The 20,676-nt window shown below is 58.3% G+C and carries 23 protein-coding genes; 12 read left to right on the top strand and 11 right to left on the bottom strand.

Annotated features, from left to right (window positions below):
• Positions 1-86: 86 nt before the first annotated feature.
• The 3 genes from EGJ09_RS15425 to EGJ09_RS15415 all read left to right on the top strand — a co-directional run bounded on the left by EGJ09_RS15425 (position 87) and on the right by EGJ09_RS15415 (position 1,403).
• Positions 87-599 (top strand): antitoxin Xre/MbcA/ParS toxin-binding domain-containing protein, encoded by a 513-nt coding sequence (locus tag EGJ09_RS15425; protein ID WP_023048572.1) that lies wholly within the window; start codon positions 87-89, stop codon positions 597-599.
• Positions 600-744: 145 nt separating this feature from the next.
• On the top strand, positions 745-1,077 hold the full coding sequence (locus EGJ09_RS15420; protein WP_012316932.1) for a DUF2790 domain-containing protein: 333 nt from the start codon (positions 745-747) through the stop codon (positions 1,075-1,077).
• 137 nt (positions 1,078-1,214) lie between these two features.
• Positions 1,215-1,403: an AbrB/MazE/SpoVT family DNA-binding domain-containing protein gene (locus EGJ09_RS15415; RefSeq protein WP_016489899.1), complete on the top strand. Its 189-nt coding sequence runs from the start codon at positions 1,215-1,217 to the stop codon at positions 1,401-1,403.
• A 105-nt stretch (positions 1,404-1,508) separates the two neighbouring features.
• On the opposite strand, the gene EGJ09_RS15410 is transcribed toward EGJ09_RS15415, so the two are convergent.
• The 6 genes from EGJ09_RS15410 to EGJ09_RS15385 form a co-directional block, all read right to left on the bottom strand.
• Complete coding sequence (locus tag EGJ09_RS15410; RefSeq protein ID WP_023048571.1) at positions 1,509-1,964, bottom strand: DUF411 domain-containing protein; 456 nt, start codon at positions 1,962-1,964, stop codon at positions 1,509-1,511.
• Entirely contained in the window at positions 1,954-2,736 is a 783-nt protein-coding gene (locus EGJ09_RS15405) for a cytochrome c (protein ID WP_012316930.1), read from the bottom strand. Before EGJ09_RS15405 ends, EGJ09_RS15410 begins: the two co-directional genes overlap by 11 nt.
• Positions 2,737-2,746: 10 nt before the next feature.
• On the bottom strand, positions 2,747-3,862 hold the full coding sequence (locus tag EGJ09_RS15400; protein ID WP_012316929.1) for a copper resistance protein B: 1,116 nt from the start codon (positions 3,860-3,862) through the stop codon (positions 2,747-2,749).
• Entirely contained in the window at positions 3,852-4,175 is a 324-nt protein-coding gene (locus EGJ09_RS15395; protein WP_125924299.1) for a hypothetical protein, read from the bottom strand. The genes EGJ09_RS15400 and EGJ09_RS15395 overlap by 11 nt, the downstream gene beginning before the upstream one ends.
• Before the next feature lie 14 nt (positions 4,176-4,189).
• The gene (locus EGJ09_RS15390; RefSeq protein ID WP_125924298.1) at positions 4,190-6,007 is read right to left on the bottom strand and encodes a copper resistance system multicopper oxidase; all 1,818 of its coding nucleotides are present in this window, start codon (positions 6,005-6,007) and stop codon (positions 4,190-4,192) included.
• A gap of 181 nt (positions 6,008-6,188) precedes the next feature.
• Complete coding sequence (locus EGJ09_RS15385) at positions 6,189-6,395, bottom strand: co-regulatory protein PtrA N-terminal domain-containing protein (protein WP_053868003.1); 207 nt, start codon at positions 6,393-6,395, stop codon at positions 6,189-6,191.
• A 165-nt stretch (positions 6,396-6,560) separates the two neighbouring features.
• Here EGJ09_RS15385 and EGJ09_RS15380 point away from each other — a divergent pair, with 165 nt between their 5' ends.
• The 9 genes from EGJ09_RS15380 (at position 6,561) to EGJ09_RS15340 (ending at position 17,149) form a co-directional block, all read left to right on the top strand.
• On the top strand, positions 6,561-7,238 hold the full coding sequence (locus EGJ09_RS15380) for a heavy metal response regulator transcription factor (RefSeq protein WP_012316925.1): 678 nt from the start codon (positions 6,561-6,563) through the stop codon (positions 7,236-7,238).
• Positions 7,238-8,638, top strand: a complete 1,401-nt coding sequence (locus EGJ09_RS15375; RefSeq protein ID WP_125924308.1) for a heavy metal sensor histidine kinase — start codon at positions 7,238-7,240, stop codon at positions 8,636-8,638. The genes EGJ09_RS15380 and EGJ09_RS15375 overlap by 1 nt, the downstream gene beginning before the upstream one ends.
• A gap of 36 nt (positions 8,639-8,674) precedes the next feature.
• Entirely contained in the window at positions 8,675-9,022 is a 348-nt protein-coding gene (locus EGJ09_RS15370) for a hypothetical protein (protein WP_023048569.1), read from the top strand.
• 86 nt (positions 9,023-9,108) lie between these two features.
• Positions 9,109-10,359, top strand: a complete 1,251-nt coding sequence (locus tag EGJ09_RS15365; protein ID WP_023048568.1) for a TolC family protein — start codon at positions 9,109-9,111, stop codon at positions 10,357-10,359.
• Positions 10,356-11,816 carry an efflux RND transporter periplasmic adaptor subunit gene (locus tag EGJ09_RS15360; protein WP_023048567.1) on the top strand — a complete coding sequence of 487 codons (1,461 nt, stop codon included), beginning with the start codon at positions 10,356-10,358 and terminating at the stop codon, positions 11,814-11,816. Before EGJ09_RS15365 ends, EGJ09_RS15360 begins: the two co-directional genes overlap by 4 nt.
• Positions 11,813-14,971 (top strand): efflux RND transporter permease subunit, encoded by a 3,159-nt coding sequence (locus tag EGJ09_RS15355; protein ID WP_125924297.1) that lies wholly within the window; start codon positions 11,813-11,815, stop codon positions 14,969-14,971. Before EGJ09_RS15360 ends, EGJ09_RS15355 begins: the two co-directional genes overlap by 4 nt.
• Entirely contained in the window at positions 14,968-15,321 is a 354-nt protein-coding gene (locus tag EGJ09_RS15350) for a copper-binding protein (RefSeq protein ID WP_023048565.1), read from the top strand. The genes EGJ09_RS15355 and EGJ09_RS15350 overlap by 4 nt, the downstream gene beginning before the upstream one ends.
• Before the next feature lie 160 nt (positions 15,322-15,481).
• Positions 15,482-15,808 (top strand): four-helix bundle copper-binding protein, encoded by a 327-nt coding sequence (locus EGJ09_RS15345; protein WP_371263243.1) that lies wholly within the window; start codon positions 15,482-15,484, stop codon positions 15,806-15,808.
• Between the two features lie 657 nt (positions 15,809-16,465).
• Positions 16,466-17,149: a hypothetical protein gene (locus EGJ09_RS15340; protein WP_172439589.1), complete on the top strand. Its 684-nt coding sequence runs from the start codon at positions 16,466-16,468 to the stop codon at positions 17,147-17,149.
• Positions 17,150-17,315: 166 nt separating this feature from the next.
• Here EGJ09_RS15340 and EGJ09_RS15335 read toward each other — a convergent pair whose 3' ends face one another.
• Genes EGJ09_RS15335 through EGJ09_RS15315 form a run of 5 tightly spaced genes read right to left on the bottom strand, consistent with a single transcriptional unit; the run spans position 17,316 to position 20,674 of the window.
• The gene (locus tag EGJ09_RS15335) at positions 17,316-17,858 is read right to left on the bottom strand and encodes an arsinothricin resistance N-acetyltransferase ArsN1 family B (RefSeq protein ID WP_125924296.1); all 543 of its coding nucleotides are present in this window, start codon (positions 17,856-17,858) and stop codon (positions 17,316-17,318) included.
• Complete coding sequence (locus EGJ09_RS15330) at positions 17,851-18,933, bottom strand: ArsO family NAD(P)H-dependent flavin-containing monooxygenase (RefSeq protein WP_023048561.1); 1,083 nt, start codon at positions 18,931-18,933, stop codon at positions 17,851-17,853. The genes EGJ09_RS15335 and EGJ09_RS15330 overlap by 8 nt, the downstream gene beginning before the upstream one ends.
• A gap of 25 nt (positions 18,934-18,958) precedes the next feature.
• Positions 18,959-19,462, bottom strand: coding sequence for a cyclin-dependent kinase inhibitor 3 family protein (locus tag EGJ09_RS15325; RefSeq protein ID WP_080992800.1), 504 nt, complete (start codon positions 19,460-19,462; stop codon positions 18,959-18,961).
• 4 nt (positions 19,463-19,466) lie between these two features.
• Complete coding sequence (arsH, locus tag EGJ09_RS15320) at positions 19,467-20,180, bottom strand: arsenical resistance protein ArsH (RefSeq protein WP_023048559.1); 714 nt, start codon at positions 20,178-20,180, stop codon at positions 19,467-19,469.
• Between the two features lie 23 nt (positions 20,181-20,203).
• Positions 20,204-20,674: an arsenate reductase ArsC gene (locus tag EGJ09_RS15315; RefSeq protein WP_023048558.1), complete on the bottom strand. Its 471-nt coding sequence runs from the start codon at positions 20,672-20,674 to the stop codon at positions 20,204-20,206.
• Between the last annotated feature and the right edge of the window lie 2 nt (positions 20,675-20,676).

Raw genomic sequence — 20,676 nt, 5'->3', positions numbered from 1 at the left:
AGAAGTCACCGGTATCGCATCCACATTGGTGACCGTATTGGGCTATTGTGAAGGTGGAAGGGCGCCGGACGTGCTTGGGAATCAAAATGGCTAGTCTGGCAGCCAACGCACAAGAGGAGGTCGATGCAGTGAATCCTACAAGCACTCGCCCACCTGTTGAATCGCAGGCCTTTCCACCAACGTTCCACCTGGTTCATACCCACCCCGACGGGTTGAGCCAGCTGGAGCTCCTGAGTCTAGTCCAAACAGGATTCTTTTTCAGCGACGTGAAGTGCATGGTCGAGTCATCGAGCCTGTTCAAGGCTCGTAACCTCGTCGGGCGAATCACAGGAAGATCGACCAGAAGCATTCACCGTCTGAGCCATCCCGCTCAGGCCCATCGTCTGGATGCCCAGCAGAGCGCGGTGGCGTTCCAGTATGCGAAAGGACTGGAGCTTGCATCGAAGGTATTTGGCTCTCAGATGCTCGCGGAGCAGTGGCTTTGTCGGCCGTGCGGCCGTTTGTTGGGGTTTGTACCCTTCGAGATGCTCGACACGTCGCTCGGGTTCAGCGTCGTAGCGGACTATCTTGAGCGTATACGCTTGGGTGTCTACCAGTAGCTTGCCTGAGGGCGAGGTTGGTATGCGGCGAGGAGGCAACGCTACCTCTTTTTACATGCGGGACTTACAACCTTGTAATTCCCGTATCACTCAATTGACAGCGATCAACCCCTAATCTTCAGTCACGTTTATTGGAGTGATTGAAATGAAAGTCATCAAAAGTATCACCGCTATCCTGGCCCTAGTGGCTTCGTCAGCCGTACTCGCCGAAGGAGGATCCGACCGTCTGCATGGAAAGATGATTCAGGCCAATGAGCAAGCTATGCGAGCTTATGCCGCTGCCAAGGGAAAGAACCCACCGGAGGTGATCCACTATCGCTACGGGATGCGGCTCGACGTGGCGAAGGTGATCAGCATGACGTCGACCAAGGCGAGCTGTGACGTGATGCCGGCACAGATGAATTACGAGGATTCCAACGGAGACGTGAAAATCCTTGAATACCGGACCGCTGGAGTCGGTTGCCGGGGCCAGAACTGAGCACTGAGCGAGTGGACAGGACTTACTCTGATAAAACGCCGGGTTGAAGCGTCAATTCCGGCAATAGATCGCCTGGTTACCGGCTTTCATGACTGGTGGAGTACGATGAGGACTGGTAGCTCAGGCAGGAGAGTCCAATGACTCAATCAGCGCGCACCACGGTAAAGTGCCTAGATCCCGGCGACGGCTCCGGCGATGTGATTGTGGAATTACCCGATGACATTTTGCGCGAGCTCGGGGTCACGACGGGCGACAGACTCTCCATCGAGCTCATCAACGGCGATATCGTACTCAAGCCAGTCCGCGAGCGCCGTGAATCTGACTAGCTACCCTTTGTAGCCCCTCTCTGTCGTCCTGTTGAGCTGATGAAGCTTTCTAGCGGGGGAATAAGGGACGGCAGTCAGCCTACCGCCGTCCTCCTGGTAGGTGCGTTATTTGGCTGGATAGTTGGCGACTACTTGGTCCTCGCCGCTTTTGATTAAACCAATGACTTGGTAGGCATGGCTTACGCCATCAACCTCCATGCCTGGGGACCCAGCTGGCATTCCTGGTACGGCGATCCCGACTAGATCGTTCCGCCCCCTGAGTTCTCGAATCTGCTCAGCTGGCACGTGACCTTCAACAAACTTTCCGTCGATCACAGCTGTGTGGCAGGACGCTAACCGTGGCGCTACGCCCAGCTTCTGTTTCACTGCGCTCATGTCCGTCTCAACATGGTCGGTCACTTTGAAACCATTGGCTTCCAGGTGCGCGATCCACTTCTTGCAGCAACCGCAGTTCGCGTCTCGGTGAACGTCGATGGACAATGGCTCGGCAGCATAGGCCGCCGAGGTCACCAGAAGCCCAGCGATAGCGGCTAGCCGAACGAATATCCGGTTAGTTGGCATGAGTGTGCTCCTTACCGTCTTTGTGAACATGCGTCTTTGGCGACGATGTCGGGTGGGCATCCGAATGGGCCTCGGCCGCATTGTGGTCACCGTGATGATCTGCCGCTTGAGCGGAGCCTGCGGGTGCAGCTCCATGGTCGTGAGCTGCCTGGGCATGATCGTCGTCTGCCGCTTCATCGTGATCACCATGCTCGGCACGACCGCTCCCGCCGTGCTGGCCCTCATGGTTGTGCATATCGCTTTCACCGCCGCCGTGCTGGTGGCCGCCGCTCGTGGCCACCAAGGCCTTGTACTGCTCGGCATTCATCTGGGGCAGTTGATCCAGGAACGCGACGATTCCCCAGATGTACTCATCGCCCATGCTCTTGCCCCAGGCGGGCATGCCCGTGGCTTTGATACCGTGCTTGATTGTCCAGAATGCGGCGGCTGGATCGCCTCCGACACCCACCTTGGTGAGGTCGGGTGGCGACGGGTATAGCGCTTGGCTTAGCTCAGTCTTCCCAACGCCAGGGGCAAGGTGACAGCCTATACACATGGCGTTGTAGTTGCCCGCCCCCGCTTTGATCAACGCGGCTTCCTTCAGATCAGGGACTTCGATGTCTCGCGCTCGAACCTCAATAGACCGATCACGAGCCATGGCGAGAAAGGAATGGACTGCCGGGAAGTGAGGATCATCAGCGCCGACATTCACCAGACCGAAATAGGCTGTGCCCAATACCGCAGCACTTCCGACAGCACCGGCCCCAAGCAGCGTTGTAATTGTTTTTTTCATGTTGGAATTCTCAGAACCACATCCGGATACCGGCAACGAAGCGTGCCTCATCAACATCTCCACCCTCGTCTCGGATGAAGTCAGCGGTGTTGCCGTAGGAGCGGCTCCAGGTAACGCCTATGTATGGAGCAAACTGGCGGACAATTTCATACCGTAGGCGCAGCCCGACTTCGGTATTGGCAAGGCCCGAGCCAACGCCGCGCTCAGGATCGTTCTTGCCATAGAAATTGACCTCGGCCGTGGGCTGCAAAATCAAGCGATTGGTCAGCAGGATGTCGTATTCGCCCTCAAGACGCGCAGCAGTCTGACCGTTCTCGCCTATAAACGCCGTGGCTTCGGCCTCGAAGTCATACAGAGCCATGCCCTGAATACCAAAGGCTGCCCAGGTCTGTGGGGATTCCGGTTTGAAATCCTGGCGGACCCCGGCGACCACATCCCACCAAGGGCTGACCGAGCGCCCGTACAGGAGTTGCAGCTCAGCATCTTCGGTTACCCCATTGGTGCGCTCGCCTTCCGAACGAACCCAGAGGCGATTAATGTCGCCGCCTATCCAGCCTGATGCGTCCCAGGCCAGGGTGCTGCCCTCATCGGCGTCCTGGTATTCGAGCTGGTCCAACAGGAAGAAGCTGTTGATTCCGCTGTCGTGCACTTGGTGGCCACCCAGGGGCGGAAAGGCCGACTCGCGATCCGCATCAGTGAGCACTGGAATCGGCGTGCGGCTCGTCGTGGTCGGAGAAGTCGCTGAGCTATGGTTCATCTGGGAATGGTCCATGCCCTTCATAGAGCCGTGATCCATGCCCTGCATGTTTCCATGGTTCATTTTGCTGTGGTCCATCTTGTTGTGGTCCACCGGGCTGGATTTACTCTTGCTTTGAGCATGCCCCATCTGGCTGTGATCAACAGGGGCAGGCTTTTTCTGCTGTTTGCCCATCCCCATCTTGCTGTGATCCATCGCCGGCATCGATTCGGATGGAGCAGCATCCATTTGCATGGAGCCGTGCCCCATTTTCGAATGATCCATGCCCGAGTGATCCATTTCTTCAGCAGCGAAGCTGGGCGTTACGCCCAGCATGCTGATCGAAACGGTCAGAGCCAGCAGCGAAGGCCGCCCGAGGCTATTGGCCATCTTTCCCTGCCTTAGCTTTGTCGCTGCCATGCGATTTCATCATTTTGTCGTGGTCCATGCCTTCCATCGAGCCATGGTCCATTCCCTTCATCGAGCCGTGGTCCATACCTTCCATGGAACCATGGTCCATGCCTTCATGGTTCATCCCCCGGCCCTGCTTGTCCTGCGAGCCTTTGGCTTTGCCGGCCTCTGTGGTTTTCTGGGAATGCTGATCATGATTGTCGCTGGACCACGACGACGGGGCATAAACAGCCAGAATGCCTACCATCGCAGCAGAAAGGAAAAAGGCGCTTCGTTTCATTGGTTTGCTCATCTCAAATCTCCAGTTCATTCGTCCACACGTACTTCTCGGAACATGCCCATTTCCATGTGGAACAGTAGGTGACAGTGATAGGCCCAACGTCCCAAGGCATCTGCGGTGACGCGATAGCTTCGTTTTGAGCCAGGTGGCATGTCGATGGTGTGCTTGCGAACCATGAAGTTGCCGTTCTCGTCCTCCAGATCACTCCACATACCGTGGAGGTGGATGGGGTGAGTCATCATGGTGTCGTTGACCAAGGTGATGCGAAGACGCTCGCCATATTTCAACCGCAGCGGTTCAGCGTCGGAGAATTTGATACCGTCGAACGACCACGCGAACTTCTCCATGTGGCCGGTAAGGTGCAGTTCGATTGTCCGTCCAGGCTCTCGACCATCGGGATCGATGAAGGTGCTCCGCAGATCGGCGTACGTCAGCACTCGACGCCCGTTGTTGCGTAGGCCAATTCCCGGATCGTTCAGCTTTGGCGTTGGCGACATAGTCTGCATATCGACCAGTGGGTTGTTGGTCTCGGAAGCCGGATGGCTTTGCATTGCGCCGCTCATGCCGGCCATGCCTTCATTGCCCATCCCAGTCATCTTGCTGTGGTCCATACCGGCCATGCTGCCGTGGTCCATTCCAGCCATCTTGCTGTGATCCATGCCGGCCATGCTGCCCTGGTCCATGCCAGCCATGCTGCCATGATCCATTCCGCCCATGCTGCCGTGGTCCATGCCCATATCGCTCATGGCGATGATCGGGCGTGGATCTACCGCCGGTACGGGCGCTTGCAAGCCTTCGCGAACTGCCAGGGTGCCTCGGGAATACCCGGTACGGTCCATGGATTGCGCGAAAATCGTATAGGCCTGTTCGTTTTCAGGCTCGACGATGACATCGTAGGTTTCAGCAACGGCGATCCGGAACTCATCGACCGATACGGGTTTGACGTACTGGCCGTCGGCAGCCACAACCGTCATCTTGAGCCCAGGAATCCGGACATCGAAATAGGTCATGGCCGAGCCGTTGATGAATCGCAGGCGGATCTTCTCGCCGGGCTTGAAGATACCCGTCCAGTTGCCGTTCGGAGCTTGGCCGTTCATGAGGTAGGTGTAGGTATACCCGCTCACATCTGCGAGGTCGGTGGGGCTCATCTTCATTTCAGCCCACATCTTCCGATCCGCTACAGCGGCCGACCAGCCTTTCTCGCTCACGTCGTCAACGAAGTCGCTGACCGTGCGCTTGTGGAAGTTGTAATAGTCGGACTGCTTCTTGAGTTTGGAGAGCACCCGCGCCGGGTCCTCATCCGTCCAATCGCTGAGCATGACGACGTAATCGCGGTCATATACAAACGGCTCGGGATCCTTAGCATCGATCACCAGTGCGCCATAGACCCCAGACTGCTCTTGGAGGCCTGAGTGGCTGTGATACCAGTAAGTGCCGTTCTGATGGACCTTGAACTTGTATTCGTACATGCCATCGGGAGCGATGCCGTGAAAGCTCAAGCCCGGCACACCGTCCATATTGGCGGGCAGGATTATGCCGTGCCAGTGAATGGAGGTGTCCTGTTTCAACTGGTTGCGTACGCGCAGCGTCACGGTGTCGCCTTCGCGCCATCGCAGGATCGGCCCTGGCACGGAGCCGTTGATGGCCATGGCCGTACGAGCTGCCCCCGTAATGTTGACGGGCAGTTCACCGATATACAGGTCGAATTCATTGCCGCTGAGCACGTTCGGTTGGCCAGGGCTGGTCACAGCCCAGACCGGCGCGCGCCACATGCCGAGCCCACCCAGAAGTCCGGTAGCGGCCAGGCCTTTGACGAATGATCGTCTCGTGGTTTTGCTTTGCATGCCGTTGCGTCCAGTCAGGTAGATCGCTGATATCCAGGCTGCTCGATGGCGCAGCCCTTGGGTTCGTTGGAGCTCTCACCAGTCTCGTAGACTTTCGCTACTGCGCGAGGCTGATGAGAGGCCGTAGTCTGAAACTGCCATAGTTCAGATTCCGGAGTGATTACATTTCTGTAAGCTCGGATCAGCAGCTCTCGTGGCCGACATGCTTGCTGGACTGTGCGGCGACCGGCGGCTGCTCTTTCTCCTGCTGCGCAACCTGATAGGCCTGCATGGAGTTTTGGCGAGCCGCTTCCATCCGCGCAAAGGTCCGGTCCGCGCCGCCCTCTGCCAGGGCGATGCCTGCCATGCCGAAGGTAACGACCATCACAATTGCTTTGACCATGTTCATCTGGAGATCCTCAGTGGGTTCTGCGCCTCATGGCGTCAGGTACAGGGTCAAATTAGCCTCGCGGTGCTGTCAGAAAACTGATCGCGACATTACTTTTCCGTCAGCTTCTGGTTGGGCGTCTTTTTTCCTGCAAACTGGAGATGCACTCCGCGTGGATGAGAGCAGATGAAATTACTCGTAGCCGAAGATGAGCCGAAAACCGGTGTCTACCTCCAGCAAGGCCTAACAGAGGCTGGCTTCACTGTAGACCGGGTGATGACAGGCACTGACGCCCTGCAACAGGCGCAGAGCGAAGCGTATGACTTGCTGATCTTGGACGTAATGATGCCGGGGCTCGATGGCTGGGAGGTCCTGCGCAAGATCCGGGCAGCGGGGAAAGACGTGCCGGTCCTCTTTCTCACGGCCCGTGATGGCGTAGATGATCGCGTTAAAGGCTTGGAGCTGGGTGCTGATGACTACCTTGTGAAGCCCTTTGCGTTCTCTGAGCTGTTGGCTCGGGTCCGCACACTGCTGCGCAGAGGCAACGGTGGTTCTGCTCAAACCACCATGAAGATGGCGGACCTTGAGGTTGACCTGCTCAAGCGCCGGGCTACGCGAAACGGCAAGCGGATCGACCTTACTGCCAAGGAGTTTGCCCTTTTGGAGCTGCTCATGCGCCGACGCGGGGAGGTGCTCCCCAAGTCGCTGATCGCTTCTCAGGTCTGGGACATGAACTTCGACAGTGACACCAACGTGATCGAGGTCGCGATTCGCCGACTGCGGGCCAAGATTGATGACGACTTCGCGCCAAAGCTCATCCATACCGCCCGAGGCATGGGCTACATGATGGATGTGGCCGAGTGATGCGCCCGCAATCATCGCTCGTCAAGCGACTGACCCTGATGTTCATGTTCGCGGTGACTGCTGTCTTGGTCGTTGCCGGCGTGGCTTTCTACGGGCTCAGCCAGCACCATTTCCGGATGCTGGATGAGCAGGCGCTCTCCGAAAAGCTGGAGTCAACGCGTCATATTCTGTCCATTTCAGTAGCGCGAGGCGGGCTCGACGATCAGAAGCAGCAGCTGCGGGCATTGCTCGGCGCACATCAGGATCTGTCGGCGAAAATCACCAAGGCTGACGGAACGGTCCTTTTTTCAGATCCCAAGGCTTCGCAAATTCCTAAGCAGTTCGAGCAGGCGCACCGGGGCGCAGTTTGGGAATGGCAGGATGAAGCGCAGAACTTCCGCGGTATCACCGCCCAGATGACCATCGCGGGCGAGCCGGAACCGGTGACGGCCGTGCTGATGCTCGATGTCACCACTCACGCGCATTTCTTTGTCACCCTGCAATGGTGGTTCGGCATCGGCTTGGTGATCAGCGCGATTGTGAGCGCAGGCTTGGGCTGGGTCGTTGCCAAGAGTGGGCTTCGGCCTGTCGGGCAAATCACCAAAGTGGCCACCGGGATGTCGGCAAGATCGCTCCGCGAGCGCATTCCGCTGGAGCCCGTACCGCTAGAGCTTCAGGAGCTCATCCTGTCTTTCAACGGGATGCTGGGACGGTTGGAGGATGCATTCGTTCGGTTGTCCAACTTCTCTGCCGATATCGCTCATGAGTTGAGAACGCCGGTCAGCAACCTACTTACCCATACCGAAGTGGTGCTCACCAAGAAGCGTGACCTGGATGCCTATGAGGAAAACCTCTATTCGAACCTTGAAGACCTCAAGCGCATGTCGCGCATGATCGACGACATGCTTTTCCTCGCGAAGGCGGATAACGGTCTGATCGTGCCTGAGCAGATTGATGTGGAGCTCTCCGAACTCGTATCCAAGCTGTTCGAGTACTACCAGTTTCTGGCTGAGGATCAAGGCATCCAGCTGACCCTCCAAGGTCGTGGCAAGGTTCGTGGCGATCTCTTGATGATTGACCGAGCGCTTTCCAACCTTTTATCGAACGCGTTGCGCTACACCCCGGAAGGCAACGAGATATCAGTGCAGATCGAGCAAACACGTGAAAACGTGACGTTGTCCATACGTAACAGCGGAGTAACCATCGATCCTCAGCACATTGGCAAGATCTTCGACCGGTTCTATCGGGCTGATCCAGCCAGACGCGAAGGCGGACCAAGCAATGCAGGCCTGGGCCTGTCGATAACACGCTCCATCATCGAGGCTCACAGCGGACGAATTTGGTGTACTTCAGCGGAGGGATTCACAACCTTTTACATCAGCCTTCCAGCCTCCAAGCGGTTGTTTGGTGAAGCCTCTTAATGCTGAATTCATCCCGGTAACCTATATTCGCCCATCATGAAACGCTTCATTCGACTGCTCACCATCCTGATGCTTATCGTGGCGCTTCCGCTTAACGGGATGGCGGGCATCGATTCGGCGACTGAACCTTGCCCAATGCAGACCATGGGCATGGAAATGATGGCGGGCATGGACCATGACTGCTGCCAGGACCAAGAGCCGGGCAAGACTGGTGACCATGCCAAATCCTGCAAGGTAGGCCAGGAGTGCAGAACTGCCAGCACAGTGCAGCTCAGCTTCCTGACGCCTGGACTGACCTATGCCAAGCCACGACCTGCCGATACCTACGCTGTAGGCATAGCAACAGGTTCTCCCCCCGATCCATGGCGTCCTCCCCGCGTCTGACTCCCTCTTAATTTCACACCATCGTTCTGCCTAGCAGCGGGCCGATGGCACGCGCCTGGGCGCTGATCTTTCGAGGAATCATTCTCATGACTCCCCAACGTTTTCAGGGACGAACTCCCACTGCCGTCCTTTTCATACTGCTGCCGGCTGTCTCAGCACAGGCGACAACGCTGCCGCTGGATGAAGCGCTGCAACTGGCTGAACGCAACGCTCCCTCTCTACAAGCCCGCCAAGAGCAGGCATCAGCTGCGCGCAACTTGGTCATTCCAGCGGGCGAACTACCCGATCCGCGCCTGAATCTTGGAGTACAAAACCTGCCGATTGAAGGCGCTGATCGCTGGAGCTTGAACAGAGACTTCATGACCATGCAGGTGGTTGGCCTGTCCCAGGACGTACCGAACCGGGACAAACGTAAAGCTCGCGTAGAGACAGCTCAGGCCACGGTCGAGCGAGCCGATGCTGAGGCGGTCTTCGAGCGCCTGAAGATTCGAGCGGCAACCGCGCAGGCTTGGGTTAATGCGTACACCGTGCAGCGAAAACTTGAACAGTTCGACGCTTTCTACAAAGAAAACCAGCTGCTGGCTTCTACGGTGCGGGCGCGCCTGGCCGGTGGCGCAGGCTCGACGACCGATACGCTGGCTCCGAAACAGGAATTGGCGCAGCTGGACGAGCAGAAGGATGTTTTATTGAGTCAGGCAGCTCAAGCGCGATCCGCGCTGAAGCGCTGGATTGGGCAGGACGCCGAAGTAGGGGCGCCGACGTTCCCACTCTGGCCTGTAGACGCAGCTGAATACCTGCACTCCGTACATGCCCACCCGGAGCTCAATACCTACAACGCCATGACACGCGAGGCGCAAGCCCAGGTACACCAGGCCCAGGCAGAAAAGAAGTCGGATTGGTCTTGGGGGGTGGATTATCAGCGTCGTGGCCCGGACTTCAGCAACATGGTCAGCTTGCAAGTCAGCTTCCAGCTGCCGTTGTTCACCGGCTCCCGGCAAGACCCGATGATTGCGGCACGACGCGCGCAAGTTCGTCAGTTGGAGGATGAGCAGGATGCAGCCCTGCGCGAGCATCAAGCCCAGCTTGAAACAGACCTTGCCGAGTACCAACGTTTGCAGCGGGCGGTGCGGCGCAGTCGCGAGACGCTTCTACCTCTGGCCGAGGACCGGGTACGCCTCGCTCTGGCGGACTACCGCGCCGGTAAGTCGCCGTTGAGTGAAGTGCTGTCGGCACGTCGGCAACGCGTGGAAGCGCTGTTACAGGATGTGGATCTGCAAGGACAGTTGGCTGCAACAGCAGCGCGTCTGCATTTCGTATATGGAGAGGTGCGGGCATGAGGAATAGGTCGATTGGGTTGGTTGTGGCTGCTGCCCTTGCTATTGGAGCAGGCGCGGGCTTCTGGCTAGGTGGACGGGGCACGGTTACCCCATCGCAGCCAGTAGGTGAGCAAAAAGCGCTGTATTGGTACGACCCGATGTATCCCCAGCAGCATTTCCCGGCACCCGGAAAGTCGCCGTTCATGGACATGCCGCTCGTGCCCAAGTATTCAGGCGAGACGGATGACAAGGGGCAGCCTGCGGTTCAGGTCTCGGCTGGGCTCCAGCAAAATCTCGGGATGCGATTGGCAACGGTGATGGCTGGCAGGCTTGAACGATCCCTGAGCGTGAGCGGCGTTCTGGCGTTCGACGAACGCGACTTCAGCGTGTTGCAGGCCCGTACTGGCGGTTACGTCGAACGCGTATATGGCCGGGCGGCGGGGGATATAGTTGCTAAAGGGGCTCCCCTAGCCGATGTGCTGACCCCGGAGTGGGCTGGTTTGCAGGAGGAATATCTGGCGTTGCGGCATTCCGGCGACGCTCAACTGACAGCGGCGGCACGACAGCGGCTCCTGCTCTCCGGCATGCCGGTCTACCTGATCAACCGGGTCGCGAGCACTGGAAAGGTACAGCTCTCGGTCACACTTTCCGCGCCCACTGCCGGTGTCATCCAGGTTCTCGATCTGCGACCCGGCATGACGCTGACGCCGGGGACTACCTTGGCAAGGATCAACGGAGTGGCCAACGTCTGGCTGGAAGCCGCTGTGCCAGAAGCCCAGGCTCAAGGCCTGCGCGAAGGCCAGCCTGTGCAAGCGCAATTGCCAGCTTTCCCAGGCGATCCGGTACCGGGCAAGTTGACCGCGCTGTTGGCTGATGCCGATTTGCAAAGCCGCACGTTGCGCCTGCGTATCGAGTTGCCCAACCCGGATGGACGGCTTCGTCCTGGGATGACCGCTCAAGTGGCTCTCAATCCCGGCGTGTCTGCCGAGCAGAGCCTCTTGGTGCCTGCCGAGGCGGTCATACGTACCGGCAAGCGGGATCTGGTGATGCTGGCTGAAGAAGGTGGTCGCTTCCGACCGGTGGAAGTCGTGTTGGGTCAGGAGAGCAAGGGGCAAGTTGCGGTGTTGCAGGGCCTTCAGGCAGGTCAGCGCATCGTAGCGTCGGGGCAATTCCTACTGGACTCCGAAGCTAATTTGAAAGGCATCGAAGCGGCGACGGCGCAAGACGCTCAGCCAAAAGCGGGGCCCGCCTTACATGAAGCGAACGGCCGTATCGTGCAGATAGACGGAGCCCAGCTCACCGTTGACCATGGTCCCTTCCTCACCCTGGGTATGCCTGGGATGACCATGACCTTCCCGGTGGCTGATCAGTCGCTCCTTGATGGCCTCAAGGTCGGTGCACAGATTCGCTTTGGGATACGCGAACGCGACGAGGGCATGGTGGTTGAGCAGATCAAAGTGTTGGAGGGCCAACCATGATTGCCAAACTGATCCGCTGGTCGGTAGGCAACCGTGTACTGGTGCTGCTCGCTACGCTGTTTCTGGTGGCATGGGGCTTCGTCTCGGTGCGCAGTCTGCCAATCGACGCCTTGCCCGACCTGTCGGATGTACAGGTGATCATCCGCACGTCCCACCCAGGTCAGGCTCCTCAGATCGTTGAGAATCAGGTGACCTATCCGCTGACCACCACAATGCTCTCGGTTCCGGAGGCCAAAACGGTACGCGGCTTCTCCGCCTTCGGTGACAGCTTCGTCTACGTGCTGTTCGAGGACGGCACCGATCTGTATTGGGCGCGCTCTCGGGTTCTTGAGTACCTGAGCCAGGCACAATCGCGATTACCTGCGGCAGCCAAGCCGGTACTCGGACCGGACGCCACCGGAGTCGGGTGGATTTTTCAGTATGCGCTGGTCGATCGCAACGGTGGCCATGACCTGTCGCAACTGCGCAGCCTGCAGGACTGGTTCCTGCGCTATGAGCTCAAGACCCTGCCGGATGTCGCTGAGGTGGCCACCATCGGCGGTATGGTCAAGCAATACCAAGTCCTCCTCGATCCGCTTCGCATGGCCAGCCTCGGTATCACCCAAGCTGAGGTGATAGAGGCTATAGGTAAGGCCAACCAGGAGACCGGCGGTGGTGTGCTGGAGCAAGGCGAAGCAGAATTCATGGTTCGTGCGGCCGGCTACCTAGGATCGCTGGACGATTTCAGAGCGATCCCTCTGCGACTGGCTACCAAGGGCGTGCCGGTGAACTTAGGCGATGTCGCTACGGTGCAGATAGGTCCGGAAGCCCGCAGAGGCATAGGTGAACTGGACGGCCTCGGTGAAGCCGTAGGTGGAGTGGTTATCCTGCGCAGCGGCAAGAATGCTCGTGAGGCCATCGCGCACGTCAAGGCCAAGCTCGAAACCCTGAAGAAAGGCCTGCCTGCCGGGGTGGAGCTTGTCACCGTCTACGACCGCAGCCAGCTGATCGACCGTGCTGTGGAGAACCTCAGTCACAAACTGGTCGAGGAGTTTGTGGTAGTGGCGTTGGTATGCGCAGCGTTTCTCTGGCACCTGCGCTCGTCGCTGGTGGCCATCGTGTCGCTGCCCGTGGGAATCCTGATTGCGCTGATCGTCATGCGTCATCAGGGCATCAACGCCAACATCATGTCCCTTGGCGGAATCGCTATTGCCATCGGTGCAATGGTGGACGCTGCCGTGGTCATGATCGAGAACGCCCACAAACGTGTAGAGGCCTGGCATGCCCAGCATCCTGGTCAACCTTTGCGGGGCGAAGCGCATTGGAACGTAATGACGGAGGCGGCCGTCGAGGTTGGACCAGCGCTGTTCTTCAGCCTCATGATCATCACGCTCTCGTTCATCCCGGTGTTCACGCTGCAAGCCCAGGAGGGCCGCCTCTTTGCCCCCCTGGCCTTTACCAAGACCTACGCGATGGCAGCGGCGGCTGCGCTATCGGTGACCCTGATACCGGTGCTGATGGGGTACTGGATCAGAGGGCCACTGCCTGCGGAACAGCGCAACCCGCTCAACCGGGGCCTCATCCGGCTGTACCGTCCGGCATTGGAGGTCGTCCTGCGCCGGCCCTTGCTTACCCTCGCTGGAGCATTGCTCATCCTGCTCAGCAGTCTGTGGCCCTTGAACCATCTGGGTGGCGAGTTTCTTCCCCCACTTGATGAAGGTGATCTGCTCTACATGCCTTCAGCCTTGCCTGGACTCTCCGCGCAGAAAGCTTCAGAGCTGTTGCAGCGAACGGATCGCTTGATTCGTACAGTCCCCGAGGTAGCCAGCGTCTTTGGTAAGGCCGGCCGCGCCGAATCGGCCACTGACCCTGCACCGCTGGAGATGTTCGAGACCACCGTGCGGCTCAAGCCCAAGAGTGAATGGCGTCCAGGTATGACCACTGAGAAGCTAATCGAAGAGCTTGACCGTATCGTGCGTGTGCCTGGGCTCACCAATATCTGGATTCCGCCTATCCGCAATCGGATTGACATGCTGGCCACCGGCATCAAGAGTCCGATCGGCGTCAAGGTTGCCGGCAGCGATCTGAACCAGATAGACCGGGCTACCCTTGCTGTAGAGCGGGCAGCGATAAAGGTGCCTGGAGTGACTTCGGCCCTGGCAGAGCGTTTGACTGGCGGTCGCTACATTGATTTGGACATCGACCGCCATGCCGCTGCGCGTTATGGCCTGAACATTACCGACGTACAGGCTATTGTAGCCGGTGCCATAGGTGGCGAAACCATTGGGGAAACGGTTGAAGGGTTAGCTCGCTTTCCCATTAGCGTGCGCTATCCACGTGAATGGCGTGATTCCGTGGAGGCGTTGCGTCAGCTGCCGATCTACACGTCGCAGGGGGGCCAGCTGACGCTTGGCACCGTGGCCCGCATACGTATTGCCGATGGCCCGCCCATGCTCAAGAGCGAAAATGCTCGCCCCTCGGGCTGGGTGTACGTCGATGTGCGCGGCAGAGACCTATCGTCTGTTGTGGCAGACCTGCGGCAGGTGATCGACACCGAGGTAAAGCTAGATCCGGGCATGAGCTTGAGTTACTCCGGGCAGTTCGAATACTTGGAGCGCGCTAACGCACGCCTGGCCTGGGTGGTGCCGGCGACGCTGGCCATCATCTTCGTGCTGCTCTACCTGACTTTTGGGCGCCTCGGTGAGGCGCTACTCATCATGGGCACGCTACCGTTCGCGCTAACCGGAGGCGTTTGGCTGCTGTACTTGCTGGGCTACAACCTGTCGGTGGCCACAGGCGTTGGTTTCATTGCCTTGGCCGGCGTAGCGGCGGAGTTTGGCGTGATTATGCTCATTTACCTGAATAACGCTTGGGCTGAGCGTCAGGCCAGTGGCGAAACCACACGAGCAGCGCTGCTCGGCGCAATCCGTGAGGGTGCGGTGCAGCGCATCAGACCCAAGGCAATGACCGTGGCGGTCATCGTTGCAGGCCTGCTGCCCATCCTCTGGAGCAGCGGTACCGGCAGCGAGGTCATGAGTCGCATCGCGGTGCCCATGGTCGGCGGCATGCTAACCGCTCCGTTGCTCTCCCTGTTTGTAATACCTGCGGCGTACTGGCTGATCCGTCGCCGCGAACTTACTGTCACTACCCCCAACCCCTCAGGAGAAAACCAATGAAAAAGCTAATCGTCATCGCAGCCCTGGTCACAGCTTTCGCCGCCAGTGTGCATGCCCAGGACATGGATGGTATGGACATGAAGAACATGCCAGCTTCCGCCGAAGGAGGCCAAGGCACCCAGGCGGCACCCACCGCGCATGCTGAAGGGGCAATAAAGGCGCTGGATCCTCAAAGCGGAAAAATCACATTGGCCCACGGCCCGGTAGCAGAGCTCAAATGGCCGGCGATGACCATGGGTTTCCATGCTGAGCCTGCACAGCTGAAGGGCTTGAACGTAGGAGACAAGGTGAAATTTGGGTTCCGTATGGAAGGAAGCGTCGCGAAGATCGTGAGCATTCATAAGCAGTGATGTTCCAGCCTTAAATGATCGGGCACGCCTTCACACCGAGAGGATTCGGACAAGCTTACAGAAATGTAATCAATCTTCAGGACCCCGTCAGGTCGAACGCTACATACCGTCATGAGACGGTGCACTGGCATCAAATCGACCCGATACCGGAGATATGACCATGAACAGTCGCTTTGAAGAATGCATCTCGGAATGCCTGCGCTGTGCGCTGGCCTGTGAAGGCTGTGCGTCAGCCTGCCTACAAGAACAAGATGTAAAAATGATGGCTGACTGCATCAAGCTGGACAGAGATTGCGCAGATATGTGCAACCTTGCGGCTACCTTGATGGCACGAGAAAGCATGCTGGCCAAAGAGCTTTGTGCCCTATGCGCCAAAATTTGCCGGGCCTGCGGGGAGGAGTGCGGTAAGCATAAGGCAGACCACTGTCAGCAATGCGCCCAGGCCTGCATGACCTGCGCAGAATCCTGCGAAGCAATGGCTGCGTAAGCGAATTTCGCCAAACCTCCGCCTGCTTTCCATGCGCCTGATTAAGGATTTGGGTACGTCGATAATCGTCGTGCTTAGGGAGGCGGGTAGACCGCTGATGGGCATGCGCCCTGGCAGAGCCTAGCTTGGGAAGCTAGCAAACCAAAGGCGCTGCGACCCGATAGCAAAGAAGCCCGCCTCAGCGGCGGGCTATCAGATGTCTCCAAGGGGAGGCTGTAGGCCAACAAGTCTCGGAGCAAGCACTTGTAGGATACGCCTGTTGGCTCACGCCCACCAGCCCGCTTCGGCGGAAGCGAATGGTCCTACGTTCTGACGGCCGGCATTGGGAGCGGCTTGGTGAAGGCCACGTCGATTTGTAGGGCAATCCACCAAGACAAAGCCGGCTGATTATCCCCAAGCGGTATACCCTCAGGAAGAGTCAAAGGCAAAGCTAGGGGTGAATCTAGCGGGTACCCACATTTGAGGGCAAAATCACCAGCTTCGCCTACAGTGCATTGGGTTGAGGGGAAAGGTGTGGGAGCAGAGCTAGATCGGGTAAAGGATCGCAAAAGGAGCAGAGCGTTAATCGAAGACCTCTACCTGGACGCGAACCGAGTTTACGTAATTCACTACTCCTGCGAATCGTTTTATGAAAATGATACGGGGGAGTCGAAACGTGTGACATCCATCGCCACACGGAACCTAAAAACCGGCCAAACCAAATCGTGGTCCATCCATAAAGAAGCAGAGCTCAGCAAACAGCTCTCCAGCATGCAAGCAGAGCTCAATAAATTCGAAAAGTCGATGCTGAAAGGTTTTTTCCAATGGCTTGATAAGCACAAGGATTGTCGGTTCCTGCATTGGAACATGCGAGACGAAAATTTCGGGTTCTTTGCGCTTGAGCATCGCTTTCGGGTGCTCGGGGGCAAACCCGTAGAGCTGCCGGATGACAAGAAGGTTGACCTTGCGCGTGAGCTGGTTGCGTTATATGGAAGAAACTATGCCCCGCATGCCGATAGTAGGGGAAGGAAAGGCAGGATCATGGCATTGGCTGAACTCAATAATGCCAGCGACCAAGACGCACTGCCCGGCGCTGATGAGGCTGCCGCCTTTGTGAACGCTGAGTACATAAAAATGCATCAATCGACCCTAAGGAAGCTCGATATGTTTGCGAACTTCTTCGAGCGTACACATGAAAAGTCCTTGAAGACAAAATCCAAATGGTACGAGCGGAACGGGGTGCATCCTGTTGTGTTAATTGAAATCGTCAAAGACCACCCGATCTACACGACAGTTATCGTACTGAGCGGCCTTGCCATTGCCGCTGTCAATTTCAGCCGTTTCTTGGCCCTTTTCAACTAGCCCCCTGTAGTGCAAGCACCATTTCACCAATCTTTGGGCATCATTATTAGGTTTGGAGGTGTCTACAAAACTGGGACGATTCAGGTTTACTCACATGTGTTGGAGGATTAGTGCTGTCGCAGCCAGCAACGGCGCGGGCTGGGACGCTCTAGCGTGGCATTCGGGTTTAGGATACGAAGCTCATTGGAGCCTCGGGTCGAAGGCCGTCGTCACCGAACTCAAACCGCCAATACCCCACATCATGCCAAGCATCGAGCTTGAATCCGACCTGCGGAAACGTACCGATGTGCTGAAAACCGAGTCGTTCGTGCAGCCCGACACTGCCTTCATTCGGCAAGGCGATACCGGCATACGCCGAGCGATATCCCAGACGCTTCAGAACCGGCAGCAGCACGTCATAGAGCTGCCGAGCAATTCCGCTGCGGCGCTGCCCCTCGGCGACATACACCGTCACATCCACCGTCCACCGGTACGCCGCACGCGCCCGGTGCTGACTGGCGTAGGCATAGCCGACTACCCGTCCTTCTCGCACAGCCACCAGATACGGATAGGTTTGCAGCGTCGTGGAGATACGCTCACACATTTGCTCCACGCTCGGCACTGCCTCTTCGAATGAGATGGCCGTGTTGAGTACGATGGGCGCGTAGATGATCTGGATCTCTTCTGCATCCTCTGGTCTGGCGACACGAATTTCGATTCCGCTATGCATCCGACTGCTCCAAGCTGTTCAGGTGTTCGACTACTTCGTTAACTGTGCTGCGCGCGGTACGGGTGACGCCAATCAACGTCGCCGAGGCCAAGCCGGTCCAGTCGCCATATCCGACCAGCCAGAGGCGCGGCTCGCGAATAGAACGCCCCCCATCAACCTCGACCCTTCCGTAGTCATCCAGCACGTCCAGTGCCTTAAGGTGATCCAGTGCCGGCCGGAATCCAGTACACCAGACCACCACATCGACCTGGGTTTTCTCACCGTTGGGCCAGACGACCCCATCCGACGTAAATGAGGTGAAAGGCCTTACAGCACGAAGGGCCCCGCGCTCGCGAGCCCGGACTACTGAGGGCACCATGACGATATCACCAAGCCCACCGACCTGTGCGTCGATAACACGGCCCTCCTGTTGAGCCTTGAGGCGCTCGGTAGCCCGTTCGAACAGCACCCGGCCATCCACGTCATCAGGCAGAAACGCCGGTTCCTTCGTGGTTACCCACGTTGCGTCGGCGATCTCGGACAGCTCCGCGTAGATTTGCGCCCCCGAGTTGCCACCACCAACGACCAGCACGCGTTTTCCTTGGAAAGCCTCTGGTAACTGGTACTGGGCGGAGTGAATCTGCTGCCCCTGGAACAGCTCTATCCCCGGATAGGCCGGAACATTGGGCTTGCTCCAGGTCCCCGTTGCGCTGATGACGGCACGGGCTTCCCAGTTGCGGTCCTTCGAGCGCACACGAAGACCACGTGCGGTCCGCTCCACCGCCGTGATGCTGACGGGGCGAACGATAGGAAACCCGTAGCGCGCCTCGTACTGCTCCAGGTAGCTGACCACGTGATCCCTATCAGGATTACCTTCGGTGACTGGCGGCATCGGCCAGCCCGCGATGGAGCTCCAAGCGGAGGGCGAGAACAGCGTCAGCGAGTGCCAGCCATGGCGCCACGCCCCGCCCGCAGCCTCTTCAGCGTCAAGCAGCAGGAACGAGAGCTTGGCCCGCTTGAGAAAATAGGCCACCGTCAGCGCGGACTGCCCGCCGCCAATCACGATGACATCGAGTAGCTCGCCTTCGGTGGCCATGGTTTCTCCTGTCTGGCTGGAGCGCTCAGCCTTCGCCGAACTGGTTGATGTAGTTGATGTGCGCAGGCTTCTGAATCGCCCGTGGGCGAAGATCCTGCACCCATGCAATCGCCTCGCGGCGCGGCATTCCGGACTCGATCAGCAGACGGGCAGCGAACAGCCCGGTGCGGCCGGAGCCGCCCTTGCAGTGGATGGCCAGGGCCTTGTTGGATGCGAGCAAAGCGTTCAACTGGTGGCGGATCTCTCCCAGCCCGACCTCGAAGTTTTTATCCGGAGCATGATCATCCTTGATCGGCAGTTGGTACCACTCCAACCCATGCTGCTTGGCCGCGACGCCAAGCTGGGCAACTCCGTTTTCCTGAAGCTCTGCGTCCGACATCAGCGTAACCAGCGCCACGGCACCGGCCTTCTTGAGCGTATCCAGGCTTTCAGCGAGACCGCTGGTCTGGGTGCCCGGACAAGGCGTAAAAATCAGCACACCCGGAGCATGGGGCAACGATTTCAATGAGTAAGGATGCGACATGCTCATGACCTCAGATAGACCGAATATTGACTCGCTTGGATAGTTCTTCCGCCGACTCTTTGCGCTCGGAGTAGCGGTCTACCAAATAATCCTGGCGATCACGCAGCAGGAGCGTGAACTTGGTCAGTTCCTCCATCACGTCGACCAGTCGATCGTAGAAAGAAGACGGCTTCATGCGCCCGGCTTCATCGAACTCCAGGAAGGCTTTCGGCACCGACGACTGGTTCGGGATGGTAAACATACGCATCCAGCGGCCAAGCACGCGCAGTTGGTTCACCACGTTAAAGGACTGCGAGCCTCCACATACCTGCATCACCGCGAGGGTCTTGCCCTGGGTTGGGCGAACCGCGCCCATGGCCAGCGGTACCCAATCGATCTGCGCCTTGAAGACAGCACTCATTGAGCCGTGACGCTCGGGCGAGCACCACACCTGGCCCTCGGACCATTGCATCAGCTCGCGGAGTTCCAGCACCTTCTCGTGAGAGTCCGGAGCGTCATCCGGCAGCGGTAGGCCGGAAGGATCAAAGATTCGGGTTTCGGCGCCGAACTCTTCCAGCAGGCGCGCAGCCTCCTGGACCATCAAGCGGCTGAATGAGCGTTCGCGGGTCGATCCGTACAGCAGCAGGATGCGCGGTTTGTGTGTGGAAGGATCCTTCGGCGCCAGCCGCTCCAGCGACGGCAGATCAATAAGTTCTGGTTGGACATTGGGCAGGTGGTCGTTCATTTCGGTCTCCATTGATCCAGGGCCTACAGCGCGCCGATGCGGGCAAGTTCGGCTTTCAGTTCGTCCTGGCTCAGTTGCGAGAAAGGCAGCGCAATGAAGGCGCGCACGCGCTCATCAATCTTCGCAAGTGTTGTCTGGAAGGCTTCTTCGATTTCTGCCTCACTCCCGGTGACCGCCGAAGGGTCGGCCAGGCCCCAGTGGGCTTTGAGCGATGGACCGAAGAAGATCGGGCAGGCTTCGCCGGCAGCGCGGTCGCACACGGTGACAACGATGTCGGGAGGAGAGCTCTCGAAGGCATCCGAGGCCTTGCTTGAAAGACCTGCGGTGGGGATACCGGCGGCTTCCAGGGTATTCAGTGCCCGCTCATTGACCTTGCCGCTTGGGAAGCTGCCCGAGCTCACAGCTTCCATACCCTCTGGGGCCAGGTGATTGAACAGCGCCTCGGACAGGATGCTGCGGCAGCTGTTGTGGGTGCACATGAACAAGACTTTCATCA

The organism is Pseudomonas sp. p106 (genome assembly GCF_003936645.1).
GTDB lineage: Bacteria > Pseudomonadota > Gammaproteobacteria > Pseudomonadales > Pseudomonadaceae > Aquipseudomonas > Aquipseudomonas putida_E.
This window is presented reverse-complemented; position numbering and strand designations above follow the sequence as displayed.